Origin of the sequence: Psychrobacillus sp. FSL W7-1493, from assembly GCF_038004905.1 — a bacterium.
Lineage (GTDB): Bacteria > Bacillota > Bacilli > Bacillales_A > Planococcaceae > Psychrobacillus.
Map to the genome: position 1 here is coordinate 1 of NZ_JBBOSB010000002.1, position 26,498 is coordinate 26,498.

At 37.0% G+C, this 26,498-nt stretch carries 30 protein-coding genes and 1 riboswitch; of the genes, 26 read left to right on the top strand and 4 right to left on the bottom strand.

The genetic code is table 11. From position 1 onward, the window contains the following. The 5 genes from ricT to rsmI form a co-directional block, all read left to right on the top strand. The coding region (ricT, locus tag MKX96_RS17400) for a regulatory iron-sulfur-containing complex subunit RicT (RefSeq protein WP_340886137.1) at nucleotides 1–319 on the top strand (319 nt) is incomplete at its 5' end. Between the two features lie 24 nt (nucleotides 320–343). Then, the gene (gene yabA / locus MKX96_RS17405) at nucleotides 344–700 is read left to right on the top strand and encodes a DNA replication initiation control protein YabA (RefSeq protein ID WP_169360336.1); all 357 of its coding nucleotides are present in this window, start codon (nucleotides 344–346) and stop codon (nucleotides 698–700) included. 62 nt (nucleotides 701–762) lie between these two features. After that, complete coding sequence (locus MKX96_RS17410; protein ID WP_340886141.1) at nucleotides 763–1,509, top strand: tRNA1(Val) (adenine(37)-N6)-methyltransferase; 747 nt, start codon at nucleotides 763–765, stop codon at nucleotides 1,507–1,509. Then, nucleotides 1,496–1,786, top strand: coding sequence for a GIY-YIG nuclease family protein (locus MKX96_RS17415; protein ID WP_340886142.1), 291 nt, complete (start codon nucleotides 1,496–1,498; stop codon nucleotides 1,784–1,786). The genes MKX96_RS17410 and MKX96_RS17415 overlap by 14 nt, the downstream gene beginning before the upstream one ends. Beyond that, on the top strand, nucleotides 1,758–2,630 hold the full coding sequence (rsmI, locus tag MKX96_RS17420) for a 16S rRNA (cytidine(1402)-2'-O)-methyltransferase (RefSeq protein ID WP_340886144.1): 873 nt from the start codon (nucleotides 1,758–1,760) through the stop codon (nucleotides 2,628–2,630). Before MKX96_RS17415 ends, rsmI begins: the two co-directional genes overlap by 29 nt. 96 nt (nucleotides 2,631–2,726) lie before the next feature. Here the strand turns inward: rsmI and MKX96_RS17425 are convergent, their stop codons facing one another. Next, nucleotides 2,727–3,002 carry an AbrB/MazE/SpoVT family DNA-binding domain-containing protein gene (locus MKX96_RS17425; RefSeq protein WP_144541581.1) on the bottom strand — a complete coding sequence of 92 codons (276 nt, stop codon included), beginning with the start codon at nucleotides 3,000–3,002 and terminating at the stop codon, nucleotides 2,727–2,729. Nucleotides 3,003–3,336: 334 nt separating this feature from the next. On the opposite strand from MKX96_RS17425, the gene metG reads away from it, so the two are divergent. Beyond that, a complete protein-coding gene (gene metG, locus MKX96_RS17430; RefSeq protein ID WP_340886146.1) occupies nucleotides 3,337–5,298 on the top strand; it encodes a methionine--tRNA ligase in 1,962 nt (653 codons plus the stop codon). Between the two features lie 469 nt (nucleotides 5,299–5,767). Here metG and MKX96_RS17435 read toward each other — a convergent pair whose 3' ends face one another. From MKX96_RS17435 to MKX96_RS17445, 3 genes are all read right to left on the bottom strand, one after another. After that, the gene (locus tag MKX96_RS17435; protein ID WP_205964094.1) at nucleotides 5,768–5,983 is read right to left on the bottom strand and encodes a spore coat protein; all 216 of its coding nucleotides are present in this window, start codon (nucleotides 5,981–5,983) and stop codon (nucleotides 5,768–5,770) included. Nucleotides 5,984–6,199: 216 nt separating this feature from the next. Further along, on the bottom strand, nucleotides 6,200–6,622 hold the full coding sequence (locus tag MKX96_RS17440; RefSeq protein ID WP_340886149.1) for a spore coat protein: 423 nt from the start codon (nucleotides 6,620–6,622) through the stop codon (nucleotides 6,200–6,202). 31 nt (nucleotides 6,623–6,653) lie between these two features. Continuing rightward, entirely contained in the window at nucleotides 6,654–7,187 is a 534-nt protein-coding gene (locus MKX96_RS17445; RefSeq protein WP_340886151.1) for a spore coat protein, read from the bottom strand. 595 nt (nucleotides 7,188–7,782) lie between these two features. Between MKX96_RS17445 and MKX96_RS17450 the strand changes: the two genes are divergently transcribed. The 20 genes from MKX96_RS17450 (at nucleotide 7,783) to MKX96_RS17545 (ending at nucleotide 26,494) form a co-directional block, all read left to right on the top strand. Beyond that, a complete protein-coding gene (locus tag MKX96_RS17450; protein WP_340886153.1) occupies nucleotides 7,783–8,553 on the top strand; it encodes a TatD family hydrolase in 771 nt (256 codons plus the stop codon). A gap of 122 nt (nucleotides 8,554–8,675) precedes the next feature. Next, a complete protein-coding gene (locus tag MKX96_RS17455) occupies nucleotides 8,676–9,893 on the top strand; it encodes a ubiquitin-like domain-containing protein (RefSeq protein ID WP_340886155.1) in 1,218 nt (405 codons plus the stop codon). Between the two features lie 168 nt (nucleotides 9,894–10,061). Then, nucleotides 10,062–10,631 carry a ribonuclease M5 gene (gene rnmV / locus MKX96_RS17460; RefSeq protein WP_340886158.1) on the top strand — a complete coding sequence of 190 codons (570 nt, stop codon included), beginning with the start codon at nucleotides 10,062–10,064 and terminating at the stop codon, nucleotides 10,629–10,631. After that, the gene (rsmA, locus tag MKX96_RS17465) at nucleotides 10,628–11,509 is read left to right on the top strand and encodes a 16S rRNA (adenine(1518)-N(6)/adenine(1519)-N(6))-dimethyltransferase RsmA (protein WP_340886160.1); all 882 of its coding nucleotides are present in this window, start codon (nucleotides 10,628–10,630) and stop codon (nucleotides 11,507–11,509) included. Before rnmV ends, rsmA begins: the two co-directional genes overlap by 4 nt. Nucleotides 11,510–11,661: 152 nt before the next feature. After that, the gene (veg, locus tag MKX96_RS17470) at nucleotides 11,662–11,925 is read left to right on the top strand and encodes a biofilm formation stimulator Veg (RefSeq protein ID WP_144541541.1); all 264 of its coding nucleotides are present in this window, start codon (nucleotides 11,662–11,664) and stop codon (nucleotides 11,923–11,925) included. Between the two features lie 131 nt (nucleotides 11,926–12,056). Next, nucleotides 12,057–12,233, top strand: a complete 177-nt coding sequence (locus MKX96_RS17475; RefSeq protein WP_144541539.1) for a small, acid-soluble spore protein, alpha/beta type — start codon at nucleotides 12,057–12,059, stop codon at nucleotides 12,231–12,233. A gap of 220 nt (nucleotides 12,234–12,453) precedes the next feature. Continuing rightward, nucleotides 12,454–13,320, top strand: a complete 867-nt coding sequence (gene ispE, locus MKX96_RS17480; protein ID WP_340886162.1) for a 4-(cytidine 5'-diphospho)-2-C-methyl-D-erythritol kinase — start codon at nucleotides 12,454–12,456, stop codon at nucleotides 13,318–13,320. Nucleotides 13,321–13,377: 57 nt separating this feature from the next. Beyond that, the gene (purR, locus tag MKX96_RS17485) at nucleotides 13,378–14,229 is read left to right on the top strand and encodes a pur operon repressor (RefSeq protein ID WP_169360385.1); all 852 of its coding nucleotides are present in this window, start codon (nucleotides 13,378–13,380) and stop codon (nucleotides 14,227–14,229) included. After that, on the top strand, nucleotides 14,207–14,578 hold the full coding sequence (locus tag MKX96_RS17490) for a RidA family protein (protein ID WP_169360348.1): 372 nt from the start codon (nucleotides 14,207–14,209) through the stop codon (nucleotides 14,576–14,578). Before purR ends, MKX96_RS17490 begins: the two co-directional genes overlap by 23 nt. Nucleotides 14,579–14,864: 286 nt before the next feature. Continuing rightward, the gene (gene spoVG, locus MKX96_RS17495; RefSeq protein WP_169360349.1) at nucleotides 14,865–15,152 is read left to right on the top strand and encodes a septation regulator SpoVG; all 288 of its coding nucleotides are present in this window, start codon (nucleotides 14,865–14,867) and stop codon (nucleotides 15,150–15,152) included. A 100-nt stretch (nucleotides 15,153–15,252) separates the two neighbouring features. Beyond that, nucleotides 15,253–15,351, top strand: a riboswitch (guanidine-I (ykkC/yxkD leader). A 63-nt stretch (nucleotides 15,352–15,414) separates the two neighbouring features. After that, nucleotides 15,415–15,756 (top strand): DMT family transporter, encoded by a 342-nt coding sequence (locus tag MKX96_RS17500; protein WP_340886169.1) that lies wholly within the window; start codon nucleotides 15,415–15,417, stop codon nucleotides 15,754–15,756. Beyond that, the gene (locus MKX96_RS17505) at nucleotides 15,756–16,070 is read left to right on the top strand and encodes a DMT family transporter (RefSeq protein ID WP_340886172.1); all 315 of its coding nucleotides are present in this window, start codon (nucleotides 15,756–15,758) and stop codon (nucleotides 16,068–16,070) included. The genes MKX96_RS17500 and MKX96_RS17505 overlap by 1 nt, the downstream gene beginning before the upstream one ends. 358 nt (nucleotides 16,071–16,428) lie before the next feature. Next, nucleotides 16,429–17,799 carry a bifunctional UDP-N-acetylglucosamine diphosphorylase/glucosamine-1-phosphate N-acetyltransferase GlmU gene (glmU, locus tag MKX96_RS17510; RefSeq protein WP_340886177.1) on the top strand — a complete coding sequence of 457 codons (1,371 nt, stop codon included), beginning with the start codon at nucleotides 16,429–16,431 and terminating at the stop codon, nucleotides 17,797–17,799. Nucleotides 17,800–17,824: 25 nt separating this feature from the next. Continuing rightward, nucleotides 17,825–18,784, top strand: a complete 960-nt coding sequence (locus tag MKX96_RS17515) for a ribose-phosphate diphosphokinase (protein ID WP_169360353.1) — start codon at nucleotides 17,825–17,827, stop codon at nucleotides 18,782–18,784. Nucleotides 18,785–18,863: 79 nt separating this feature from the next. Next, complete coding sequence (locus MKX96_RS17520) at nucleotides 18,864–19,478, top strand: 50S ribosomal protein L25/general stress protein Ctc (protein WP_169360354.1); 615 nt, start codon at nucleotides 18,864–18,866, stop codon at nucleotides 19,476–19,478. A 235-nt stretch (nucleotides 19,479–19,713) separates the two neighbouring features. Further along, nucleotides 19,714–20,277: an aminoacyl-tRNA hydrolase gene (pth, locus tag MKX96_RS17525; protein WP_169360355.1), complete on the top strand. Its 564-nt coding sequence runs from the start codon at nucleotides 19,714–19,716 to the stop codon at nucleotides 20,275–20,277. A 46-nt stretch (nucleotides 20,278–20,323) separates the two neighbouring features. Next, the gene (locus MKX96_RS17530) at nucleotides 20,324–20,554 is read left to right on the top strand and encodes an anti-sigma-F factor Fin (protein WP_251556961.1); all 231 of its coding nucleotides are present in this window, start codon (nucleotides 20,324–20,326) and stop codon (nucleotides 20,552–20,554) included. Between the two features lie 91 nt (nucleotides 20,555–20,645). Beyond that, nucleotides 20,646–24,173: a transcription-repair coupling factor gene (mfd, locus tag MKX96_RS17535; RefSeq protein ID WP_340886182.1), complete on the top strand. Its 3,528-nt coding sequence runs from the start codon at nucleotides 20,646–20,648 to the stop codon at nucleotides 24,171–24,173. Nucleotides 24,174–24,261: 88 nt separating this feature from the next. Next, nucleotides 24,262–24,798 carry a stage V sporulation protein T gene (gene spoVT, locus MKX96_RS17540; RefSeq protein WP_169360358.1) on the top strand — a complete coding sequence of 179 codons (537 nt, stop codon included), beginning with the start codon at nucleotides 24,262–24,264 and terminating at the stop codon, nucleotides 24,796–24,798. 85 nt (nucleotides 24,799–24,883) lie between these two features. Next, complete coding sequence (locus tag MKX96_RS17545) at nucleotides 24,884–26,494, top strand: putative polysaccharide biosynthesis protein (RefSeq protein ID WP_340886185.1); 1,611 nt, start codon at nucleotides 24,884–24,886, stop codon at nucleotides 26,492–26,494. Nucleotides 26,495–26,498: the final 4 nt, after the last annotated feature.

Consider the following 26,498-nt stretch of genomic DNA (forward strand, 5'->3'; position numbering starts at 1 on the left):
CTGTTCAACCTTTTTAGGTGATTTTGAGCCAGTATCTATTAAGATGGCAAAAGATCAAAACCTATCATTGAATCCTTCTAAGATTTCCGGATTGTGCGGACGTCTAATGTGCTGCTTAAAGTATGAAAATGACGAATATGAGGCTGCAAGAGAGCAAATGCCTGACATTGGTGATAAAATTGAGACACCAGATGGATTCGGAAAAGTAGTTAGCATGAATATTTTAGAGAGAATTTTACGTATTGAGTTAAGTGATCCACTTCGTATATTAGACTATACGTTAGATGAGGTTGTAAACTATGCTAAAAATCCAGTATAATGGACGGGGCAATGAGGTGAATAGGTGATGGACCGTAATTTTTTTGATACAATTATAGAATTTGAAAAACAGTTAGAGTCCACGCAGCTCCAATTTCGCGCTTTGAAAGAATTTGTAGCGATTATGATAGAAGAACGTCAAGCGTTACAAGAAGAGAACAATCATTTAAGACAAAGACTTGATGAAATACATGGAAAAGAAGTAATGGACGAAAAGATACGAGAGAAACGATTAAACAAGGCAGACATAGGTGAAGGCTATGATAACCTAGCAAGGCTTTATCAGGAAGGTTATCATGTATGTCATGTTCATTTCGGAAGCGCTCGGAAGGAAGAAGATTGTTTATTTTGCTTATCTTTTTTAAATAAACAAAATGTCTAATCAATTGACTGATGCCACTCCATAGGTGGGTGTCAGTCTTTTGTTTTATGGAGGTTTAAGTTATGGAGCAATGGCTAAAGGATGATGAAAGGCTAGACTATTTATTGGCAGAGGATTTAAGAATTATACAAAGTCCTTCTGTTTTCTCCTTTTCCCTAGATGCAGTTTTATTAGCAAGATTTACATATGTCCCATTTAAAAGAGGAAAAATAGTAGATTTATGTACTGGAAATGGAGCTATTCCTCTTTTCCTAAGTGCACGATCACAAGCTGAAATAGTGGGTATTGAATTGCAGGAAAGATTAGCTGATATGGCAAACAGAAGTGTCAAGTATAACAATCTAACAGAACAAATTCATATTATGCAAGATAATGTTATAGGTATAGCAAGTAAAATTGGAACTGAAAAATATGATGTGGTAACCTGTAATCCTCCTTATTTTCCAGCACATGAAGCAAGTGACAAAAATCTCAAGGAACATCTAGCTATTGCAAGGCATGAGATACATCTTACCCTAGAAGAGGCAGTGCAATCAGCGAGTGAGCTACTCAAACAGGGAGGGAAGGCTGCATTTGTTCATCGCCCTGGTAGGTTGTTAGATATTGTTACCTCTATGCGAGCCAACCGACTTGAGCCAAAACGTATTCGGTTTGTTTATCCCAAAAAAGGTAAGGAAGCTAATACATTATTGATTGAGGCTATTAAGGACGGAAAACCAGATTTAAAAATTTTACCTCCTCTTTATGTGTACGGCGAAGATGGACAATACACAGATGAGGTTAAAGAGATGCTGTATGGAGACAATTAAAGAGCATACTTTTTATGTATTACAATGTAATGACGGCTCCTACTATGCTGGTTATACGAATGATTTGTTTAAGCGTATTAAGGTTCATAATGAAGGAAAAGGAGCAAAGTACACGAGGGCAAGACTCCCAGTTAAGTGTATTTATAAGGAAATTTTCGAGTCAAAACAAGAGGCAATGCAGGCAGAATATGCTTTTAAGCAACTTACAAGAAAACAAAAAATAGCTCATATGAGAGGTGAGTCAGCCAATGAATTCACAAAAATCAACAGAACATGAAAACAGTAGTTGTTTGTATTTAGTAGCTACCCCAATAGGTAACCTAGAGGATATGACAATGCGTGCTATTCGTATTTTGAAGGAAGTCGACTATATAGCAGCAGAAGATACTAGGAATACGAAGAAGTTATGTAACTATTTTGAGATATCTACGCCTTTAACAAGCTATCATGACCATAACCAGCTAGCTGGTGGAGAGAAAATATTAGAAATATTGAGGGATGGGAAACAAGTTGCATTGGTAAGTGATGCGGGTCTACCGTGTATCTCAGATCCAGGAGCAGATATTGCTGCAAAAGCAATAGCAGAAGGATTTGCAGTGGTACCCGTTCCAGGAGCAAATGCTGCTATAAGTGCTCTAATAGCCTCAGGAATGATTACGCAACCGTTCTTTTTTTACGGATTCCTTAGTAGAAATAAGAAGGAAAGAAAAGCGGAAATTACAACGCTAGAAAAGAGACAAGAAACAATTCTATTATATGAGTCTCCTCACCGTCTGAAGGAATCTTTAAAAGATATGAAAGCAATTATGGATGGAACACGTCAAATTGTATTAGCGAGAGAGCTTACAAAGAAATTTGAGGAGTTTTTAAGAGGTACAATAGACGAAGCGGTCGAATGGGCAGAAACAAATGAAATTCGTGGTGAATTTTGTATAGTGCTTGCTGGCAATGAAGCTAAAGAGGAAATAGAAAAAGCTTGGTGGGCGGATTTAAGTATTGAGGAGCATGTCGAGCATTTAATACAAGAAAAGCAACTAAAGTCGAAGGATGCCATTAAAGAAGTATCCATCCAACGAGGGTTACCTAAAAGAGACGTTTACCAAAGCTATCACGTAGAATAGCTGGATCAGATCTTTTGAATCTCCATTGCTGCATTAAAAGCTGCATTAAAAGCTGCATTAAAAAAAACATCCGTCTGCACGGATGTTTTTTAGGTCTTATTTTAAGCTGCTTTGAATTTCTTTGATTAATTGTTCTGCACCTTCTGGGCTTAAAATTAATTTGCCCCCAACAAGACGAAGATTTTCATCTGATACTTCACCAGTAACTGCACAAGTCATGTTTGGCATATATTTTTTTAAGATGATTTTATCATCGTCAACATATATTTCAAGCGCATCTTTTTCTGCTATACCTAGTGTACGACGAAGTTCAATAGGAATAACAACGCGTCCTAACTCATCAACTTTACGAACTATACCTGTAGATTTCATTATTAAAGTTTCTCCTCTCAAGAGTGTATATTTTTCGCCAAAATTCGACATTAACCTCTTTTATGTACTTAATCATACCAAGTACTACCATATTGGTCAATAATTATTCTTCTGATTTTATTAGAATGGATGATAAAAATATGACTATGTTTACATAATATACCTAATAAAAATAAATATTATATCATTCTTAGGAATAATCTTGCTATTAATGGAAATAATGTAAGTCATAAAGAAAATTCGACAAAATTGCTTCAGAGGTATAGATTGAAACAACTACCCCATTTCGATAGAATAAAGTATATAGAAGATTCAGCATTGGAGGCAATTAGCATTGAGCGCACAAGATAAAACATTTTATATTACGACCCCTATTTACTACCCAAGTGGTAAATTCCATATTGGAACAGCTTATACAACGGTAGCTTCCGATGCAATGGCACGCTATAAACGGTTAAGAGGCTATGACGTTCGCTTTTTAACTGGGATGGACGAGCATGGTCAAAAAATACAGGAAAAAGCTCAAGAAGCGGGAATGGAGCCACAAGCATATGTGGACGAAATTGCATTAGCTGCTAAGAAGACTTGGGCAACTATGGATATATCTTATGACGATTTTATACAAACAACAGAAAGCCGTCATACAGAAGCAGTAGAAAAAATCTTTCAAACCTTCCTAGACAATGGAGATATATACAAAGGAGAGTATGAGGGGTCCTACTGTACGCCATGTGAGTCCTTCTTCACAGAAACTCAATTGGACGAAGGAAATTGTCCGGACTGTGGTAGACCAGTTCACAAGGTAAAAGAAGAATCGTATTTCTTCAATATGAAGAAGTATGCAGGACGTTTATTGGACTACTACGAAAACAATGTAGAATTTATAGAACCGGAATCCAGAAAAAATGAGATGATCAATAACTTTATCAAGCCTGGTTTAGAAGATCTGTCAGTATCGAGAACTTCCTTTGACTGGGGAATTCGTGTTCCAGGAGATGCAAAGCATGTCATTTATGTGTGGGTAGATGCTTTAACAAACTATATTACATCCTTAGGCTATATGTCAGATGACGACGCCCTTTTTAAAAAATATTGGCCTGCAGATGTACATGTAGTAGGGAAGGATATAGTACGCTTCCATACAATTTATTGGCCGATTTTCTTAATGGCATTAGACTTACCTCTTCCGAAAAAAGTGTTTGCACATGGATTTATCATGATGAAAGACGGTAAAATGTCAAAATCAAAAGGAAATGTTGTATATCCAGAGATGCTAGTGGAGCGTTATGGACTTGATGCGACACGTTATTTCCTACTTCGTGAGCTTCCATTTGGACAAGATGGTGTGTTTTCACCGGAATCCTTTGTAGAACGTACGAATTTTGACCTTGCCAATGATCTTGGGAATCTTTTAAATAGAACAGTCTCGATGATCAACAAATACTTTGATGGTAAAATTCCTGTTAACCAAGGAGAAGCGACAGAATTTGATGCAACTTTACATCAATTTGCTAAAGAAGCAATAGAAAAATATGAAGTCAATATGGAGAAAATGCAGTTTAGCCTTGTATTAGGAGATTTATGGTCTCTTGTGTCTCGTACAAACAAATATATTGATGAGACTCAGCCATGGGTTCTAGCAAAGGATGAAGCAAGAAAAGGGCAACTTGCAAGTGTTATGATCAACTTAGCGGAAAGTCTTCGTCAGATAGCGACCTTAATCCAACCATTTATGCCAAATAGCCCCAAAGAAATTATGGAGCAACTAGGCTTAACGGACGCTCAGCTACAATGGGAGAAACTTGGCGATTTTAATGTTATCCCTGAGGGTACACAAGTAATTAGTACAGGAGTGCCAATTTTCCCTCGTTTAGACGTAGATATAGAAGTAGCTTTTATACGTGAGCAAATGCGCGGTTCTGTCAAAACTCTACAAGAAGAGGTGGAGGAAGAAGCAGAGGAAGAGCAATCAGAGGAAATTTCTATTGATGACTTCTTTAAAGTTGATTTAAGAGTAGCAACAGTATTGGAATGTGAAGCTATTCCTAAAGCAGATAAGTTATTAAAACTACAATTAGACTTGGGATATGAAAAACGTCAGGTTGTCTCAGGAATAGCAAAGCATTATAAACCAGAGGAGCTAGTAGGAAAAAAAGTAATTGTAGTAGCTAATTTGAAACCAGTAAAACTTCGTGGAGAACTTTCCCAAGGGATGATTTTAGCTGGTGAAAAAGATGGATACTTAACTCTAGCAACTGTTGATGAAAAACTAGAAAATGGTGCACAAGTAAAATAATAAGCTAATTAAAACTGTCGCGTGAGCGGCAGTTTTTTTGTTGTTTAGGAAATTACAAAGTTCTGAACCTGTGGATAAATTGATGTCTAGCTCCACCGCCTTGCCCCTCGGGGTCAAATGGGTAAAAGCTCCGGTGGCTGAGGAACTGCCTCCTCGCATTTCTCCATTTGCCTGTCAGGGCAGATATAGGCGCATGCGCTTTTCTTGTGTAAATAAAAAATTAAACGCCTATGTTATAGGCGTTTAAATATGATTCCTAAAATAGTATTGGCAGTATAACTTGTATATTAATGTTGAAACATACAGTGGGATGAGTAGGCAGACAAGCCTTCACAACAGCGTAATCCTATAGTAAATCTTACCTGCTCTTCTCATTCACTGCTTCCACCATAGCGGAAATTAAAGACATGTTACTCTAATTAATACATCTTAAAATTATTTGTCAGTTACTAATAAGCAACGTTGTTTTTCAGTCATCATTCTTTTTTTCGGATGTCGGATCAATAAATTGGTCCACTTGTAAGGTTAGTTCTTCCACTAGTTCTTTGAGTAATTGCTTTTGCTCAGTGGATAATTTTCCTTTAACATCATCAAGATCTACGCCATTTTTACGTAGTGTATCACTCACTATTAAATCAATGACCTTATTAGGAATTGCATTTGCTTTTTTGGGTATCTCGCTCACGTCTTTCACTCCTTCTCTAATATCATTCGTATTATTATATGCAACTATAATTTAAGAGGAGCGTGGAATCTTTTACGTTTTCAAACCCAACGAATAGACCGTCTCAACAATAACCTTAATTGGAGGTTAATTAGAAAATATTTTAAAAGTGACTCGCTCAAACCAAATTTGAAGCGCACTTACTCAAATTAAATATTTCTAAATTGATTCGATATATTATAAAATATCTAACTTAGCTACTAAAGATACAAGAACTTGAAGCATAGCCTGAATGTTTATTGCTAGATCTGTGTCTGTAGTTGTAACTTTTACATTTTTGGATCCCTCAATAATAGTTTTTTGGACATTTTGTTGTTTAGTTTTTATAAACTGCTTCATGTCTTGGGCAACAGCTCTAGCTTGATCTGTATCTCCTAAAGTAATGGTTATAACTGCAGCAATAGCTGCTTGAATTCCTAGTTGTAAGGACAATGCTGCTTGTGTGTCTGTTGTTTGGATGTCTACGCCTTCTGAATTCTTTACAACAATCCACTCATATGATTGTTGCTTAGTAGATACTACTTGTGCTCCATTTTGCTGTACATCCGCATTATTATGATCATTGTCATCGCAATGATCTAATGCTTTCCATTTATTCATATTTTCACCTCTTTTCTTCTTTTTAAAAAATTTAAAGAACGTCTAGTTTAACAACTAATGAAACTAATACTTGAAGCATAGCCTGAATGTTCACGGCTAAATCTGTATCGGTAGTCACGATATTAACGTCTTTTGAGTTATAAATAATGATTTTTTGCTTATTGGATTGTTCATCATTAAACTTTTGGAATATATCTTGTGCAATAGCTTGACCCTGATTAGAATCACCAATTGCAATACTTACTACTAGAGCAATTGCAAGTTGTAGTCCAATTTGAAGAGACACGGATGCTTGAGTATCAGTTGTTTGAACTGTTACGTTACAGGAATCCTTAATCCAAATTAGTTCATCGGATTCTTGATCTACAGATATCAATTGATCGCCTTCCTCAACAACAGCTGCCTCACTAAAATCATTATCATGATGATCACTAAGTTCGTGATGATTCTGATAATGATGGTTTTTTAGCTCGCTATCTTTGGCATCAAGGCTGCTACATAGTTGGCAGTCTCTTACTGGTTGATAACTAGTGTCACTATATCGTTTACTTTGTGGTTGACTCATTCTAAAATCTCCTTTCCTATTTTCTAGCTTGGTTATAAGAAATGAATCCTTTCAACCTCACTTCTGTATCATATGAACAAGATATTTATTGACATAGTTTGTTTGACTATTAAAAAGACTATGTTTTTTACGCTTAATTATTTTGTGAACGCATAATTGTTGTGATAATCTTGACGATTCGAGCAAACTAAATAATCTTGCCTATAGAAAAATAAGCAAGATTAATTAGATTTAAAGAAAATGGGTGAATAGATTTTTATTAATCAACTAAACCGAGCAATTATTTTCAAACATAGGTGGGTTAATTTCATAATACCTATTATGAAGTGAAGGGGGAGGTTGCGACTCTAGGGGGGATTGAGACAGTTGTGCACTTCAAACGTTCGCAAGTGACGGTTTACTTAACCCTGCAAATATTGTTCAAGTTCTTACAAATTAACAGAAATGATGAAAATGATTCAGGAAATTTATTGTTTTATCGTATGAAATTAATCAAAAAATTTAAAAATGTGACTCATTTAATGTAATTGTAATAATATTGTGATGTATGTAAATTAAAAAGATTGTAAAATAAATATCAGATAGGAGAATGTATATGCTAATAGATACACATGTCCATTTAAATGCAGATCAATATGATGAAGACCTTCAGGAAGTAATTGATAGAGCCTTAGAGGCAAATGTTCAGAAGATGGTCGTAATTGGTTTTGATCGGAAAACAATTGAACGTGCAATGGAGTTAGCAGAAACATACCCGTTTATTTATGCCGTAATTGGATGGCATCCAGTGGATGCAATTGATTGTACGGAAGAAGATTTACAGTGGATCGAAGAGTTATCTGCACATGAGAAAGTAGTAGGTATTGGTGAAACAGGGCTAGACTATTATTGGGATAAGTCCCCTAAAGAAATTCAACAGACTATTTTCCGCAAGCAAATACGCTTAGCGCAAAAGGTTAACTTGCCAATCATTATACATAATCGAGAAGCAACGGAAGACGTGATTAGGATTCTTCAAGAGGAGGAGGCTCATCTAACAGGGGGAATTATGCATTGCTTTGGGGGAAGTGTAGAAACAGCAAAACAATGTATTGATATGAACTTTATGATTTCACTTGGTGGACCAGTAACCTTTAAAAATGCGAAGAAACCTAAAGAGGTCGCAACGGAGATTCCATTAGAGCATTTATTAATCGAAACAGATGCTCCTTATTTGGCTCCACATCCTCATAGAGGTAAAAGAAATGAACCTGCACTTGTTGCACTTGTTGCAGAAGAAATTGCTCGATTAAAGGGTATTTCAGTGGAGGAGGTAGCAGAGGCCACAACAAGCAATGCTATGCGTTTTTTTCACTTAAATGACTAACTAATGACCCTTATTTTTGTATAGTAAACCACCTTGAGGTAAAAATTGGATAAAAACCTAAAGTGTTGACAAGCTTAAAAGTACTCTATATAATCACACGAGTGAACAAGGAGGCGTTTTTCATGCAAAATAATACCATGAAAAACCTGTTCTTTCATTCATTGAGGAGCAAGAAAACACTAGTAACGATTGCATCTTTACTATTGTTTTTTGCAGTGGTTTCGTTCGTATTATACGAAGGAACAAAGAAAACTGTTGCTATAACAGTTAACGGAGAACAACAAGAAATAACAACACATGCCAATACCGTTGGAGAACTACTAGAGGAAAATAATCTAGTGGTCTCTAACGATGATTTTTTACATCCCTCAGTGAACACTTCAATCAAAAATAATCTTAAGATTGAGTGGGAGCAGGCAAGACAAATAGAAATCACAGTAGACGGTAAAATTCAAACTGTCCAGACTACTGATGATGTAGTATCAGAAATACTAGCAAAGGCAAATGTTGCTTATACAGAACATGATGCGATTACCCCTGCTGCAGATGCAGAGGTGGGACCCGATAATCGAATTGCAATTGAAAAAGCATATGAAGTCACGCTTATAGATGGCAAGGAAGAACAAAAATTATGGTCCACTTCGACTACGGTCGCTGACTTTTTAAAAAAACATAACATTTCATTAAATGAATTGGACCGTGTAGATCAGAAAATGGATGAACTTATACTTCCTAACTCTGAAATACAAATAGTGAGAGTAGAAAAGGTCACCGATGTAGTTGAGGAAGAAACAAACTTTGCAGTAGTTACAAAGAAAGATGATTCTCTGCTTAAGGGAAAAGAAAAAATCGTTGAAACAGGTGAAAAAGGTTCTGTTGCGCGCACTTATGAGGTAGTTAAAGAAAACGGGGTGGAAGTTTCCCGTAACATAGTGAGTGAAAAAGTCACTAAAGAGCCTAAAAAGAAAGTTGTAGCAGTTGGAACTAAAGTAATGACTGCAAGTGCGAATGTATCTCGTGGGACTAAAACCTCGGCTGCCCCATCCAAAGGAAGCGAGTTTTATGTCACAGCTACAGCGTATACAGCTAACTGTAATGGGTGTACAGGTGTGACAGCAACTGGTATTAATTTAAAGTCTAATCCAGAGGTAAAAGTGATCGCTGTAGATCCTAGTGTTATTCCTCTTGGGTCTAAGGTGTGGGTCGAAGGCTACGGCTATGCAGTGGCTGGAGATACTGGTGGTGCTATAAAAGGAAAGAAAATAGACTTATTTATGGCTTCCAAATCGCAAGCCTATGATTTTGGGCGTAAAAAAGTTCGTGTAAAAGTTTTAAAATAATATAAAAGGTATGTAAAGCAGGTGTAGATACAGATATCGGGTAAACTACGTACTCGCTTTATACGACATTGTATATCATTTTTCGTATAGCTTTCCCTCTCGTTGATAGGGAGAGCTTTTTTGCGTTATGATAGAGGCTAGTATAGAAGTGGAAAAGAGGTAAAACGCTTGCGAATAAATGAAATAATCGTCGTAGAAGGAAAAGATGATACGACTGCTATAAAAAGAGCAGTTGAAGCTGATACTATAGAAACTAATGGTTCTGCCATATCAAAAGAAACACTTATCAAAATTCAGCACGCTCAAGATAAAAGAGGTGTCATTGTATTCACTGACCCAGATTACCCTGGCAGAAGAATTCGTGCCATTATAGAACAACAAATCCCTGGGGTGAAGCATGCTTTTTTATCAAAAGAAAAAACGATAGCTAAAAATGGTAAGGGACTAGGGATTGAACATGCTAAAGATGAAGATATTCGACAAGCTCTTAGTCATGTGTATACCCCTAAAACTGACATGGAAACTACTTTTCCGGCCATTCCACTAGAAGTGCTAATAGCAGGAAAGCTTATTGGACACCCACATGCAAAAGACAGAAGGACTCGACTTGGAGAGTTATTAAAAATAGGCTATACCAATGGAAAGCAGTTACAAAAGAGACTAACTATATTTCAAATAAATAAGGAACAGCTGGAAGCAGCGATTCTGCAACTCGATTTGGAGGACAATACGAAATGACACAAAAAGATATAGCAACTCCTATACGCACACAGGAAATACTAAAAAAATATGGTTTTTCTTTTAAAAAGAGCTTAGGACAAAATTTCTTAATAGATCCTAATATTCTTAGAAATATCGTTAGTCATGCCAATTTAACAAATGAATCAGCCGCAATTGAAATTGGCCCGGGAATAGGAGCTTTAACAGAACATCTAGCAAGAGAAGCTGGAAAAGTAATCGCTTTTGAAATAGATCAGCGTTTGTTGCCTGTGCTAGCAGATACACTCTCACCATATAACAATGTAGAAATCATTCACAAGGATATTCTAGAGGCGAATATGCTAGAAGTATTTGAGGAAAAGTTAACTGATTATAAAGATGTCATGGTTGTAGCTAATTTGCCATACTATGTAACAACCCCAATTTTGCTGAAGCTATTAATGGATCGTTTGCCTATAAGGGGGATGGTTGTGATGATGCAGAAGGAGGTGGCTGATAGAATTACCGCTTCGCCGGGGACCAAGGCTTATGGGTCTTTGTCAATTGCAATTCAGTATTATATGAAAGCCGAGGTGGCTATGACTGTTCCTAGGGCTGTCTTTATGCCACCGCCAAACGTAGACTCTGCGGTAATTAAGCTAACTCGCCATGAAACTCCGCCAGTACAAGTGATAGATGAGGATTTCTTATTTAAAGTTTCAAGAGGTTCTTTTGTGCAACGAAGAAAAACTATAATAAATAACCTACAATCCTCCCTTCCTAATGGGAAGGAGAAGAAGGAACTAATCATTCAAGCACTGGAGAAGGTAGGCGTATCACCCACACGTAGAGGAGAAACGCTGAGTATTGAAGAGTTTGGAAGGCTAGCAGATGAGCTGTATCCAAATTTCCATTAAATTTACTTGTTACAATATTAGTAATGTTAATAAATAAAGTAGTAAAAACGATTAATAAAAACGTTGACAAGAGTATGTGTAAGTTGATAAAATGTTTTGTTTGACAAAAAAATGGATATGTGTTAGGATTGAGTCAGTGAGGTGTAAGCGGAATGCCAAAAACTTTAGCTGATATTAAAAAGTCATTAGATCATCATTTAGGGAAACGTTTGCAATTAAAAGCAAACGGAGGTCGTAAGAAAACAATTGAACGTGCAGGGGTGTTAAGAGAAACCTATCATGCAGTGTTCGTAATCGATTTGGATCAAGATGAAAATTCTTTTGAACGGGTATCTTATAGTTACGCAGACATTTTGACAGAAGCAGTAGAAATCACTATTTATGATGAAGCAAATAATTCAATTGTAGTAAAATGATTGTTTAGAACTTTTATTTTTACGTTTTTATATGGCAAAAACTCCTATCCCATTCGAATGAGTGGATAGGAGTTTTTTTCTTTTAAATGCACATACTAACGTTGCTAGTTGTTTTGAGGAGGATTCACCATATGGCTAGAAGAGGGATTATGTCTAAGGAATTAAAAGAAGAGATTGCCAAGGATCTTGGATTTTATGATGTAGTCAAAACAGAAGGCTGGGGTGGGATTAAATCCCGAGACGCAGGTAATATGGTAAAACGTGCAATTGAAATGGCTGAACAACAAATGAACAACCAAAGTAAATAAACAAGATTACCTAAGTTCGATATCCAAAATAAAATACAACTAGCAAAGAAAAGGCGATCTATGCCTTTTCTTTTTTTAATCACCTCTTCCATTCCCATTCCACCATTCGTTTAATGGGTAGAGTCAATGCTTATACTTTTCTTATTGTTCTCATTTTTTTCAAAAAGGAAGGACTATGGTAAAATAGGGAACAGCATAAGTAGGAAAAGGAGCAGATGGGATGTACTATGTGAAAGCACCTGCTAAGATAAATTTAACACTTGATGTATTACATAAACGCCCTGATGGCTATCATGAGGTGGAAATGATTATGACCACTGTAGATTTAGCAGACCGCATCGGGTTAGAAATGAGAGAAGACGGAGCTATACATATTATTTCAGTCGATCGTTTTGTTCCAAATGATCATCGTAACCTTGCCTATCAAGCGGCAAAGATACTTAAAGAAATGTACAAGGTGAAGTCTGGCGTCTCTATTAAAATCGAAAAGAATATACCAGTTGCAGCAGGACTTGCAGGTGGTAGTAGTGACGCTGCGGCAACTTTAAAGGGGCTAAATGTTCTGTGGGGATTAAATCTCACTTTAGACGAGCTAGCTCAAATAGGAACAAAAATAGGGTCAGATGTGGCATTTTGTGTATACGGTGGGACTGCATTGGCGACCGGGCGAGGAGAAAAAATCCAAGAGCTTCCGGCACCGGCCAACTGTTGGGTTATATTAGCTAAGCCAACATTAGGGGTATCTACTGCAGATGTATATGGAAATTTAAAAATTGATCAAATAGTTCATCCGAAAACAACAGCAATGGTAAATGCTATTAAGGACAAGGATTATGATTTGATGTGCAACTCACTTGGGAATGTTTTAGAAGATGTAACACTAAAACTATACCCTGAAGTAGCTAACCTAAAAGAGCAAATGCAACGCTTCGGAGCTGATGCTGTATTAATGAGTGGTAGTGGTCCAACTGTTTTTGGACTTGTAAACCAAGAATCACGAGTACAGAGAATATATAACGGGCTACGAGGATTCTGTGATGAGGTATATGCCGTTAGGCTAATGGGAGATAGAGAACCACTTGCTTAAACACGTATAATTGTGGTAAGTTTTGTTTAAAATATTCGTGATTAGAGGTGGAAAATGATGAAATGGAAAAGAAGTGAACGGTTAGTGGACATGACTCAATATTTAATGGAGCATCCACATAAACTAATCCCTTTAACTTATTTTGCTGCTTTATATCAGTCTGCAAAATCTTCTATTAGTGAAGATTTAACGATAGTAAAAGAAACATTTGAAGAAAGAGGCAAAGGTATACTTGTGACTGTACCTGGTGCAACAGGGGGAGTTAAATTTATTCCAACTATGACAGACCAGGATGTTAAGAAAATCGCTCAGGAATTAATGGACCAACTTTCTAAAGCGGAACGTCTCTTACCCGGTGGTTATTTGTATATGACTGACCTTTTGGGTGAACCAATGCTAATGAACAAAATAGGGAAGGTATTTGCATCTGCATTTGTCGATACAAAAATCGATGCTATTATGACAGTTGCAACAAAAGGTATTCCTATTGCTCATGCTATTGCAAGACACTTAAATGTTCCTGTAGTTGTAGTGCGACGGGATAGTAAGGTCACAGAAGGACCTACTGTCAGCATAAATTATGTTTCTGGTTCAGCTAGAAGAATTCAAACAATGGTTCTTTCTAAAAGAAGTATGGAAAAAGGCCAGCGTGTGCTAATTACCGACGACTTTATGAAAGTTGGAGGAACTATCAATGGTATGAAAAGCTTACTTGAGGAGTTTAACTGTGAGCTTGCGGGCATAGCTGTCTTAGTGGAAGCGGAGCATACAGGGGAACAATTGGTTGAGAATTACTTGTCTTTATTAAAGTTACATGAAGTAAATGAAAAAGACGGTACGATCGCTTTAACTGAAGGTAATTATTTCACGAGGGGTGGAAAATCAAATGAAAATAGTATCAACGAATAAGGCTCCAGCTGCAATAGGTCCATACGTACAAGGTATGGTAGTTAACGGAATGTTTTATAGCTCAGGTCAAATTCCATTAACGCCAACCGGAGAAGTAATTGATGGTTCTATTACGGAACAGACTGACCAAGTTTTCGCTAACTTAGAAGCTGTTCTAACTGAAGCTGGTTCTTCCTTGTCCAAGGTAGTAAAAACTCTTGTCTTTTTAAAAGATATGAACGATTTTGTTGAATTCAATGCTGCCTATGAAAAACATTTTGGTGATCACAAGCCTGCTCGTTCAGCTGTAGAGGTTGCTCGCTTACCTAAAGATGTAAAGGTAGAAATTGAAGTTATAGCAGTTATTTAAAGCTAAGGCACATGCTTTCTTCGGAAATTATGTGCTTTTTTAGATTTTCTTTAAGTTTACTTTATTGTCACTCCCACAAGCATTTCATCGAACAATAAGGATACAAGAACCTCAAGTCATACTCCAAATAAGTTTTGTAAAATCCCCTCGTCTTTTATACTATTTTTTGATAGTTTTTTAATGTATATAATATTAAAAATATTCTAAAACAAAGCAGGAATTTTTAAATTTTTGTGGAATAGTAAGTTAATATAGATATTTGCAACTAGGGGGAAGGAGAGATTATATGGAAGTGACAGATGTGAGATTGCGTAAAGTATTAACCGATGGGCGTATGAGGGCAATCGCTTCTATAACACTAGACAACGAGTTTGTAGTCCATGACATTAGAGTTATCGAAGGAAATGCAGGGTTATTTGTGGCTATGCCAAGTAAGCGAACACCAGAAGGGGAATTTCGAGATATAGCTCATCCTATAAATGTAGGCACACGATCTAAAATTCAGGATGCTGTGCTATATGCCTATCATTTAAGTGATGATGTAATAGCGGAAGTGGAAGAAGCGACTATATAAGACTATCTTCAGTTGTAGTTAGCGTTCAGAAACAGGCTATAAGAATCTTATACTTTTACTTTACTAATAAACAACTATATAATATCCATAATAAAATACTTTGAATGTTTTCTAGGGTTCCGCAACCGTTGTGGTTGGTCTGGACCGAGAGAAAACTCACAGCTTTGCTGTGTCACGGAAGGATAAAAGCCTGGGAGAAACTGTTTAATAGTTTCTCTCAGGCTTTTTTTTGAGAATAATAATATATTGGAGGTTTTTTTAGATGGATAAGGCATGGATTAAAGTGTTCATTGCTGCATTATTTGAGGTTTTTTGGGTTATTGGATTAAAGTATGCAGACGATTTTTGGACTTGGGCTGGAACAGTTATTGCTATCTTTATCAGTTTCTATTTAATGATTATGGCTGGTCGAGAACTTCCTGTAGGTACTGTTTATGCTATTTTCGTTGGTATAGGTACAGCAGGGACTGTATTTTCTGAGATTCTATTCTTTGACGAACCATTTCAAGTAGAAAAAGTATTCTTGATTGTACTATTACTTGCTGGAGTAATTGGGTTGAAATTAATTACAAAGGAAAAAGTTCAGGAAAGGAGTGAATCTTAATGGCTTGGATTTCATTAATTTTAGCAGGTGTTTGTGAAATGTTCGGAGTGGCGATGATAAGTAAATTGCATAAAGATCGTAATTGGCAAGCGGTAGTACTCTTAATACTCGGATTTGGAGCAAGTTTTCTTCTTTTGGCTTATTCCATGAAAACTCTTCCTATGGGAACAGCGTATGCTATTTGGACAGGTATTGGAGCCTCTGGAGGAGCGATATTAGGTATGGTTTTATATGGAGAATCTAAAGACCCGAAACGACTAATTTTTATTGGAATGATTTTAGGCGCCGCTGTTGGCCTAAAACTCGTATCATAAGATGATACGTGATGGATATATCTTTAAGCTAAATGTGGAATAATTATTTATAGGCTGCCTCTCCCTTCCTAAAAAAATAATTTCACTATAATTTATTTAGCAAATGAGTCAATTTTATAAATATCATCATTCTGGGAAAGTTATTACAATAAAGCAGAAATCAATTATTAAAAAGCATATATATGTCATATTCAATCTAATCGTTAAGATTTGTTATATAAAAATAAAGTATGATTTAACAAAAAAATATATATATTACTTGTTTTGTCATGTATTTGTCAAGAGATAATTCCTTGAAAAAAACCCTCTTTTCCTATATAGTCAAAAGAGGAAATTAGCCCACTGGAGGGAATATCAAATGACAAATACCTATGCAGTTGTTTTGGCAGCTGGTAAAGGCACTCGTATGAAATCTAGTCTATATAAAGTATTACATCCTGTGTGTGGAAAACCAATGGTAGAACATGTTATTGATAACATGGATCAGGTAGGGGTAGAAAGAATCGTGACTATTGTTGGTCATGGTGCCGAATTAGTGCAAAGTAAGCTTGGGAGCAGAAGCGAATATGCTTTACAATCAGAGCAACTAGGTACGGCACACGCTGTTTTACAAGCAGAAGAAGTTCTTTCTAACCTGAAGGGAACAACTATTGTTGTGTGTGGCGATACTCCTCTAATAACTGCAGAAACTATTAAGGAATTGCTTAAGCATCACAAAGAAACAAATGCAAAAGCTACTATATTGACTGCAATAGCTGAAGATCCAACTGGTTATGGAAGAATTATTCGTACCGAGCAAGGGAACGTTAAGTCTATAGTAGAAGACAAAGATGCAAATTCAGAAGAGAAGCTTGTCAAAGAGATTAACTCTGGTACTTACTGCTTTGACAACGAAGCATTATTTAAATCATTAAAATTAGTAAAAAATGAAAATACCCAAGGTGAGTATTATTTACCTGATGTTATTGGGATTTTACAACAAGATGGAGAAGTTATTTCTGCATATGCAGCGAAAGACTTTGATGAAACTCTTGGAATTAATGATCGTGTTGCACTATCGCAAGCAGAACAAATTATGCGTGCTAGAATAGCCCATCACCATATGCGTGAAGGCGTAACTATTATAGACCCTCAAAGTACATATATAAGCAGTGAAGCAACAATTGGCTCTGACACTGTTCTACAGCCAGGAGTTATCATTGAGGGTAAGACAATTATCGGAGAAAAATGTACAATTGGCCCAAATAGCCACATAGTCTCTAGTGTCATTGGTGATGAAACAACTATTCACTCTTCTGTAGTATTATCAAGTGAAATTGGTAACCATACCTCAGTAGGCCCATTCGCACACATACGACCAGACTCGGAATTGGGTGACCAAGTTAAGATTGGTAACTTTGTGGAAGTGAAAAAATCAGTAGTTGGCAATGGAAGTAAAATCTCTCACCTAAGCTATATGGGCGATGCATCTATAGGAACTAATGTGAATATTGGTTGCGGAGCTATTACGGTTAATTACGACGGTAAAAATAAATTTGTAACAACTATTGAAGACGATGCATTTGTTGGATGTAATTCTAATCTCATTGCACCTGTAACAATCGGTAAAAAGGGATATATAGCAGCAGGATCTACGATTACTAAGGATGTTCCAGGTGAAGCACTTGCTATTGGTCGTGCTCGACAAGAAAACAAAGAAGGCTACGTAAACAAACTCAATCTAAAATAACCAATTACTATTCAGGAGGATTATCATGACTCATCGATATGAAAATGCCAAACTAAAAATATTTACTCTTAATTCGAATAAGAAATTAGCAGAAGAAATTGCAAAAGAGGTTGGAGTTCCGCTAGGGAAAAGTACTGTAACAAGATTTAGCGATGGCGAAGTCCAAATTAATATCGAAGAGAGCATACGTGGATGTGATGTATTTATCGTTCAATCCACTTCAGGTCCTGTAAACGAAAATATAATGGAATTATTAATCATGTTAGATGCAGTTAAACGTGCTTCTGCTCGTACCGTAAGTGTTGTACTACCTTATTACGGATATGCTCGACAAGACAGAAAAGCTCGTGCTCGTGAACCGATCACAGCTAAGCTAGTAGCTAACCTGCTAACTTCTGCTGGAGCAACTCGCGCAATTGTTTTAGACTTGCATGCACCACAAATCCAAGGTTTCTTCGATATTCCAATCGATCATTTAGTAGCTGTGCCTATCTTATCTGACTACTTCTTAACGAAAAACCTAGATCCTTCTCAAATTGTTATTGTTTCACCTGACCATGGTGGAGTTACTCGTGCACGTAAAATGGCAGACCGTTTGAAAGCGCCAATTGCTATTATTGATAAACGACGTCCACGCCCTAATGTTGCAGAAGTAATGAACATAGTTGGTAATGTAGAAGGAAAAACGGCAATTTTAATCGACGATATTATTGATACTGCGGGAACTATATCGATTGCTGCTGCGGCCTTAATGGAAAGCGGTGCAAAAGAAGTGTATGCATGTTGTACACACCCAGTGCTATCGGGGCCAGCAATTGAACGTATAGATAACTCTGTTATTAAAGAATTGGTTATTACAAACTCTATTCAATTACCAGAAGATAAGCACTCACCAAAAATTAAAGAACTATCAGTTGCAAAATTATTAGGTGATGCAATTGTTCGTGTATTTGAAGAAAAATCTGTAAGTACTTTGTTTGATTAATCTCATAGATGTTTGAATCATCCTCCCGAAGGGTATCTTATCTTTAGTTACCAATTACATCGGGAGGATGATTTTATTTATGGCTACAATTATTAAAGCACAAAAGAGAGAACATAAAAACAATACCAAGCTAAGAAATAGTGGGTACATACCGGCAGTTGTATATGGTTTTGAAACAGAGTCTCAACCAATTGCGGTAGATGAAAAAGATTTAATAAAAACATTACGTGAAGTTGGTAGAAATGGCGTAATGAAAATTGATGTAGAAGGTCAATCTCTAAACGTTGTATTGAATGATTATCAAATGAATATATTAAAGGCTCAAATGATTCATGCGGACTTTCTCGCGATTAATATGAAGGAAGAATTAGAAGTAAGTGTAACAGTTAACACAACTGGAACTTCTGTAGGTGTCTCAGAGGGTGGATTACTTCAACAGCCAAACAGAGAACTTACTGTTATTGTAAAACCTTCCGATATTCCAGATTCTATAGAAGTAGATGTAACTAATATCGCTATCGGTGATACGCTAACAGTTGGAGACGTTCGTGAAAAGGTAGATTATAAAATAGTCGAAGATGACGACTATACTTTAGTAACTGTATCTGCTCCAAGAGTTGAGACAGAATCGGATACTGAAACAGAAGCTGAGGCAGATGCCGAAGGAACAGAAGAAGCATCCTCAGAGGAATAAAGTGATAAGGTGAGTCTCTATTAAAATTATGCAAGCTAACCTAAAGACGAGAATGATGTTTAATCGACATTCTCGTCTTTAGTTATGCACCGATACAATTATTAGTTTAGGAACTGGGTTCCATTCTTTTGCTTTAAAAGAAGGTGATGTTCCAAGTGAACAAACTGATTTATGGGCTTTACTCATCCCTCTTATGTTAAAATAAAAGAAATAAGGTTAAAAGGAATGGAAAGAAATGAAAATGATCGTTGGCCTAGGAAACCCAGGCAAGCAATATGAAGGAACAAGACATAATATTGGTTTTCATGTAATAGATGAACTGTCCAAGCGTTTAAACATTCCCCTCAATCAATCAAAATTTAATGGAATGTACGGCGCTGGCTTTGTAGGAACTGAAAAAGTGATGCTTCTAAAACCTTTAACATATATGAATTTATCGGGAGAATGTATCGTTCCGATGATGAATTATTTTGATGTAGAGGATGAGGAATTAGTTGTTATTTATGATGATTTAGACTTACAAGCCGGGAAGCTACGACTTCGCCAAAAGGGAAGTGCGGGAGGTCATAACGGGATTAAGTCCATCATTCAACATTTGGGTACACAGGAATTTAATCGAATTCGAATAGGAGTGGACCGTCCAAAAAACGGGATGAAGGTTCCAGACTATGTACTCTCCAATTTCACCAATGAAGAAAAACCAGAAATTGATTTAGCGATTAAAAAGAGCGCGGATGCTTGCGAACAATGGTTTACGAAGAGCTTTCTTGAAGTAATGAATGTTTTTAATGGTGCATAAAAGTTGAAGTAAAAGCCTATACTTCCTAAAAAGGGGGTTAATGGCTATGCCGATTCGTTATAGATGTCGCCATTGTGAAACAGAAGTTGGTCAGCTACCATTCGATTCCATAGACGAGGCTTTTTTAGAAAAACACAATATTGAGCCAGAAGAACAACACATATATATACAAACGGGGGCTGAGGGAGATTATACGATACAGTGTATTTGTGAAGAGTGTCAAACCTCTTTGCAAAAGTTTCCTAGCTATTATGCATTAAAAAAATGGATACAGTAAACGCTTTGGCACACTTCGTGCACAAAGCCTTTTTCTGTTTTTAATTGTAGCGTAAATCGTTTGTATGTTTATTAGATAAGGGTGGGTGAAAATGGAATTACTAAGTAATGTATTAATCGAAGATAAACAAATGCAAAAGCTAGTGAAAGATTTAGAGAATGGTATAGACCAAACATTAATCACGGGTCTATCAGGAAGCGCACGTGCTGTCTTTACTAAAATGCTTCATAAGGAATTAGATAAACCCATTCTGATTGTTACACCGAACCTTTTACACGCTCAAAAGCTTGCTGAGGATTTAGTCAAGCTAATTGGAGAAGACTTAGTTCGTTTATACCCAGCCGATGAATTGATAGCTGCAGATATAACTATTGCCAGCCCCGAATTGCGTGCACAACGTTTAGAAACATTAGATCACATGTTAAATATAAAAAAAGGTGTCTATATTGTTCCAGTGTCTGGCCTGAAAAAGCGAATGGGGAACGTAGAGGATTGGAAAAATAGCTCCATCTCCCTGAAGGAGGGAGAGGATCTTGTATTAGACAATTTCCTGCAAGGTTTAGTAGACATGGGTTATGTACGTCAGCCTATGGTTACCACTCCAGGAGAGTTTGCATTACGAGGCGGTATTATAGATATATATCCACTATATTTGGAAGATCCTATTCGGATAGAGTTATTTGACACAGAAGTAGATTCCATTCGTACCTTTTCTGCAGAGGATCAACGGTCATTAAAAAAATTAAAAGACGTTCGTATTTTACCTGCGACTGAATATGTTTTAACAAAAGAGAAAAAAATGATGCTAGCACAAAAGCTCGAGGAAGCATTAGCGGAAAGCTTGAAAAAGGTTAAGCTGTCGGATATTAAAGAAAAATTTTATCAAAATATACAACAGGATATAGAACTTTTAAAACAAGGAGAACAACCAAAGGAGTTTATGAAGTACATCTCCTTGATAGAAGAAGACAGCTTTTTAGGAAGTTATTTTGATCCACAAGGAATTGTTATGTTCGATGAGCTTGGAAGAATCCAAGAAGTAACAGAGACTTTGGAAAAAGAAGAAAATGATTGGTATCTTTCCTTATTAGAAGAAGGGAAGACTGTCCATAGTGTAAAACCGTCGTACCACTTGAAAGAAATCATTCATATGCTTTCTAACTATAAGGTGTACCTATCATTATTTTCACGTACTTTTTCTGGCATTGTTATAAAGAAGGCGATGAGCGTTTCGTGTAAGCCTATGCAAAATTTCCATGGACAAATGCATCTGCTAAAAAATGAAACAGAGAGATTTGCTCAAGGTAAATTTAGAGTAATTATTTTAGCAGATGGTAAAGACCGTGTTCAAAAAGTCCATACGGTTCTAGAAGATTATGAAATAGTTTCCCAGATTGGTACGTCTACAAATGATTTAAATAACCCAGGAATTTTTATCGTAGAGGGAGATCTGGAAGCAGGTTTCGAATTACCTCTTCAAAGAATAGCCGTCATAACGGATTCGGAATTGTTTAAGCAAAAGAGTAAGAAAAAATCTCGTACACAAAAAGTGACGAATGCTGAACGTATAAAAAGCTATTCAGAAATAAAGCCTGGAGATAATGTTGTACATATCCATCATGGGATAGGGAAATATATAGGAATAGAAACCTTGCTTGTGAACGGCGTTCATAAAGACTATTTGCATATACGTTATCGAGGCGAGGATAAACTCTATGTACCAGTAGATCAAATAGATCTTATCCAAAAGTATGTTGCTTCAGGGGAAAAGGATCCGAAGCTTCATAAATTAGGCGGAACCGATTGGAAGAAAACAAAATCCAAAGTTTCAGCGGCAGTTCAAGATATTGCAGATGAGCTGATCAAGCTCTACGCTAAGCGTGAGGCTGAGGTTGGATATGCTTTTGAGCCTGATGGAGAGATGCAGCATACCTTTGAGGCAGCTTTCCCGTATGAGGAAACTGAGGATCAGCTACGGACAATTCAAGAGGTTAAACGAGACATGGAGAGACCAAGACCGATGGATCGTCTAGTTTGTGGCGATGTGGGCTATGGTAAGACCGAGGTTGCGATCCGTGCTGCTTTTAAAGCTGTGATGGAAGGAAAACAGGTAGCATTTCTATGTCCTACTACCATTCTTGCGCAACAACATTATGAAACGATGTTGGAGCGTTTTCAAGACTTCCCAATTGAGGTAGGGATGCTAAGCCGTTTCCGCACAAAGAAGCAACAGGCAGAAACAATTACCGGACTGAAAAAGGGTCTAGTGGATATAGTAGTTGGAACTCACCGTATCCTGTCAAAGGATGTAGAATATCAAGATTTAGGGCTATTGGTAGTGGATGAGGAGCAACGTTTTGGAGTTAAGCATAAAGAAAAGATTAAGCAGCTTAAAACAAACGTTGATGTTTTAACGCTTACTGCCACTCCAATTCCTCGTACCCTCCATATGTCGATGATTGGAGTTCGGGATTTATCCGTTATTGAAACTCCCCCTAAAAACCGTTTCCCAGTGCAAACATATGTAATGGAATATAACGGAGCTTTAGTTAGGGAATCTATTGAGAGAGAACTGGCTAGGGGAGGACAGGCATTTTTCCTATACAACCGCGTTGAGGACATCACTCGAAAGGTTGATGAGATACAAATGTTAGTCCCAACGGCTAGAGTAGGCTATGCACATGGGCAAATGTCTGAGACGGAGCTAGAGTCTGTCATTATCAGCTTTTTAGAGGGAGAGTATGATGTCCTTGTGACAACTACTATTATAGAAACTGGAATTGATATACCGAATGTTAATACGTTGATCATCCATGATGCGGATAAAATGGGGCTGTCCCAGCTGTATCAGCTACGTGGACGCGTAGGTCGTTCTAATCGTGTGGCTTATGCCTACTTAATGTATCAAAGGGACAAAGTGTTAACTGATGTAGCAGAAAAAAGGCTACAGGCGGTTAAGGAATTTACAGAGCTTGGATCTGGCTTCAAGATAGCGATGAGAGATTTATCTATCCGAGGAGCAGGAAATCTATTGGGCTCACAGCAGCACGGATTTATTGATTCGGTAGGATTTGATCTATATACGCAAATGCTAGAAGAAGCTATACAAGAAAAACAAACTGGAACTAAAAAAGAAGAAGTACAAGATATTGAAATTGTATTAGGAGTAGAAGCATATATTTCAGATGAGTATATTGCAGATGGATATCAAAAAATTCAAATGTATAAGCGAGTCAAGGCAATGGAAACAGAAGAAGAGTATTTGGACATTGTTGAAGAATTACAGGACCGTTTTGGAGATATGCCTCTAGAAACGGAAGTACTTCTTAGAATTGCTCGTATGAAGGTCTGGGGTAAAATTGCTGGAATAGAATCTATTAAAGAAGCCAATAAGATAACATCCATTAGGCTGAGTGAGTCTGGAACACAATCTATTGATGGTGCATTACTGTTAGAGGAAACGATGAAGTTTGGTCGTGCTGTAGGCTTTAATGTAGATAAGGGCAACTTAGTTGTCACCATAGATGAGCGTAAAATAGGAAAGTTAAATACGTTTGATGTATTAGAAGAAATAATGAGTTTATTACCTAAAGCAAAAAAGAAATTAGAAGTAAATTAACGTATTGCATATTATTGGGTAATGTGAGGCATACTATGGCAGAAATGAACTTTAATTTCCATTCTGTCGAAAGAGAGGCACACATTACATGAAAGCAACAGGCATAGTACGTAGAATTGATGATCTAGGTAGAGTTGTAATTCCAAAAGAAATACGTAGAACCCTTCGTATACGAGAAGGTGATCCTTTAGAAATCTTTACAGACCGAGAAGGAGAAATTATCCTAAAAAAATATTCTCCAATTAGTGAGCTTGGAGACTTTGCAAAAGAGTATGCTGAAACGCTTTATGAAACGTTAGGTACGCCAGTACTTATTAGTGATCGCGATGAAATGATTGCTGCAGCAGGGTTATCTAAGAAGGATTATTTAAAACGTCGTTTAAGTTCCGACGTTGAGGATGTAGTGAATAATAGAACAATGGTAGTGGAAAAGCATGAAAACTCAGTAGAATGGGTACCGGGAGTAGTTGAAACAGTTAAATCCTACTGTATCGCCCCAATCATTGCTTCTGGCGATCCGATAGGCGCTATATTCCTATTCTCTAAAGTGCATTTTATCGGAGAAGCAGAAATGAAAGCTATCGAAACAGCAGCTAATTTCTTAGCAAAACAAATGGAGAGCTAAATGAACCTTCCTCTTGTACAAGAGGAAGGATTCTTTATATTCATGTATAATAGTGCTATTGCTGGATGGAAGAAGGATTTTAAAAATGAGTAATGATTGGAATATGAAATCGTATATGAAGGGCGCTGCCATGCTAACGGTGGCAGCGATTATCGTGAAACTACTTAGTGCAGTTTATCGCGTACCCTTTCAAAACCTAGTCGGCGATGAAGGCTTTTACATTTACCAACAGGTTTATCCTTTTATTGCGATTATTACAACTTGGACTTCTTTTGGCTTTGCTATAGCACTTTCCAAAATTTTGTCTGATTATAAAGCGAATGGGAAAACCTTTGCAATCCCTAAAATAAGAAAAATTGCTTTTTATTATATCGGAATTATCTCTATTATATTTTTTGTTTTCTTATTTTTTGGTGCAAATTTATTAGGCAGTTTTATGGGGGATGTCCAACTAGCTCAGCTTTTAAGAGCAGGATCCTATGTCATTCTGCTTATGCCGCTCCTTGCAGTCCTAAAAGGAGAATTTCAAGCAGAGGGACGAATGGGCACGGTTGCTTATGCTCAGGTACTAGAGCAGGCCATTCGTGTTTCGGTTATTTTACTCGGGACCTGGGTAGTTCTCTTAAATAGCTTGGATTTATATAAAGCGGGTAGTATGGCGATGTATGGAGCAGTTGCTGGAGAATTGGGAGGAGTAGTTTTCTTAGGAATAGTCTATTGGAAGATTACAAAGAAAACAGGTAAAGAAGAAAGCGTAGGATCGGTGCCTGTATGGCCCATCGTAAAGCAACTGACGATGCTAAGTATAAGTGCAAGTATAAGTGCATTGCTATTTTTACTTCTTCAACTGGTAGACTCCTTCACAGTATTTCAGTTACTAGTAGATAATGGAATGGGTAGACAAGAGGCGATGGAGAAAAAGGGCGTATATGATCGAGGGCAACCACTCGTACAGCTTGGGATTGTCATCGCCTCTACCCTTTCTCTTTCTATCGTGCCTCTTGTTGCACATCGTTTAAATAAAGACAAAGGAAGAACTGCCCAACCATTTATGCAGTTGACGTTTAGAATAGCCTTTACGTTTGGAATTGCTGCCGCATTAGGACTTATTGCAGTACTTCCTTATTTAAACGAAATGCTGTTTAAAACGCGTGCAGAATCTATTACTCTCATGGTATTTTCTTTGCAGATAATTTGGATGTCTTTAATATTAACATTCATGGCCATGCTTCAAGGTGGGGGGAAGGTGAGAGTTCCAACCCTAATCCTATTACTATGTGTGTGCTGTAAATGGATATTAAACGGTATACTAATACCTAGTTATGGTGTAATCGGTGCTGCTTGGTCGGGGAATATTAGTTTAGCGATTGCATGTATATTGATGTTGCTTTACTTTAAAAAACAGTGGAAAATACGCTTCGCTCCCAACAGTTTTTATAAGGGTGTTGCTCAGGCATCATTAGTTATGTTCGTAGTCGTTATTGCTTATACTAGGCTTATAGATCATTTTCCAGTTGGAATCTTATCTAGCAGAGTGGAGGCAGTAGTCATTTCACTTAGTTCGGTAATGCTTGGTGCAATAGTTTTTATCTTTCTATTGACGAAAAGACGTGTAATTGCAGAGAAAGAATGGTTCTTACTTCCCTTTGGAAGAAGAATGGCCAAGCTCCAGCTTTGGCTAAATAAAGAAAAGTAAGGTT

Excerpts from the sequence above, each read along its gene's own strand:
- MKX96_RS17410 (WP_340886141.1), top strand. The coding sequence starts at position 763 with ATGGAGCAATGGCTAAAGGATGATGAAAGGCTAGACTATTTATTGGCA.
- MKX96_RS17415 (WP_340886142.1), top strand. The coding sequence starts at position 1,496 with ATGGAGACAATTAAAGAGCATACTTTTTATGTATTACAATGTAATGAC.
- rsmI (WP_340886144.1), top strand. The coding sequence starts at position 1,758 with ATGAATTCACAAAAATCAACAGAACATGAAAACAGTAGTTGTTTGTAT.
- MKX96_RS17425 (WP_144541581.1), bottom strand. The coding sequence starts at position 3,002 with ATGAAATCTACAGGTATAGTTCGTAAAGTTGATGAGTTAGGACGCGTT.
- MKX96_RS17440 (WP_340886149.1), bottom strand. The coding sequence starts at position 6,622 with ATGAATAAATGGAAAGCATTAGATCATTGCGATGACAATGATCATAAT.
- MKX96_RS17445 (WP_340886151.1), bottom strand. The coding sequence starts at position 7,187 with ATGAGTCAACCACAAAGTAAACGATATAGTGACACTAGTTATCAACCA.
- MKX96_RS17450 (WP_340886153.1), top strand. The coding sequence starts at position 7,783 with ATGCTAATAGATACACATGTCCATTTAAATGCAGATCAATATGATGAA.
- MKX96_RS17455 (WP_340886155.1), top strand. The coding sequence starts at position 8,676 with ATGCAAAATAATACCATGAAAAACCTGTTCTTTCATTCATTGAGGAGC.
- rsmA (WP_340886160.1), top strand. The coding sequence starts at position 10,628 with ATGACACAAAAAGATATAGCAACTCCTATACGCACACAGGAAATACTA.
- veg (WP_144541541.1), top strand. The coding sequence starts at position 11,662 with ATGCCAAAAACTTTAGCTGATATTAAAAAGTCATTAGATCATCATTTA.
- MKX96_RS17475 (WP_144541539.1), top strand. The coding sequence starts at position 12,057 with ATGGCTAGAAGAGGGATTATGTCTAAGGAATTAAAAGAAGAGATTGCC.
- ispE (WP_340886162.1), top strand. The coding sequence starts at position 12,454 with ATGTACTATGTGAAAGCACCTGCTAAGATAAATTTAACACTTGATGTA.
- purR (WP_169360385.1), top strand. The coding sequence starts at position 13,378 with ATGAAATGGAAAAGAAGTGAACGGTTAGTGGACATGACTCAATATTTA.
- MKX96_RS17490 (WP_169360348.1), top strand. The coding sequence starts at position 14,207 with ATGAAAATAGTATCAACGAATAAGGCTCCAGCTGCAATAGGTCCATAC.
- spoVG (WP_169360349.1), top strand. The coding sequence starts at position 14,865 with ATGGAAGTGACAGATGTGAGATTGCGTAAAGTATTAACCGATGGGCGT.
- MKX96_RS17500 (WP_340886169.1), top strand. The coding sequence starts at position 15,415 with ATGGATAAGGCATGGATTAAAGTGTTCATTGCTGCATTATTTGAGGTT.
- MKX96_RS17505 (WP_340886172.1), top strand. The coding sequence starts at position 15,756 with ATGGCTTGGATTTCATTAATTTTAGCAGGTGTTTGTGAAATGTTCGGA.
- glmU (WP_340886177.1), top strand. The coding sequence starts at position 16,429 with ATGACAAATACCTATGCAGTTGTTTTGGCAGCTGGTAAAGGCACTCGT.
- MKX96_RS17515 (WP_169360353.1), top strand. The coding sequence starts at position 17,825 with ATGACTCATCGATATGAAAATGCCAAACTAAAAATATTTACTCTTAAT.
- MKX96_RS17520 (WP_169360354.1), top strand. The coding sequence starts at position 18,864 with ATGGCTACAATTATTAAAGCACAAAAGAGAGAACATAAAAACAATACC.
- pth (WP_169360355.1), top strand. The coding sequence starts at position 19,714 with ATGAAAATGATCGTTGGCCTAGGAAACCCAGGCAAGCAATATGAAGGA.
- MKX96_RS17530 (WP_251556961.1), top strand. The coding sequence starts at position 20,324 with ATGCCGATTCGTTATAGATGTCGCCATTGTGAAACAGAAGTTGGTCAG.
- mfd (WP_340886182.1), top strand. The coding sequence starts at position 20,646 with ATGGAATTACTAAGTAATGTATTAATCGAAGATAAACAAATGCAAAAG.
- spoVT (WP_169360358.1), top strand. The coding sequence starts at position 24,262 with ATGAAAGCAACAGGCATAGTACGTAGAATTGATGATCTAGGTAGAGTT.
- MKX96_RS17545 (WP_340886185.1), top strand. The coding sequence starts at position 24,884 with ATGAGTAATGATTGGAATATGAAATCGTATATGAAGGGCGCTGCCATG.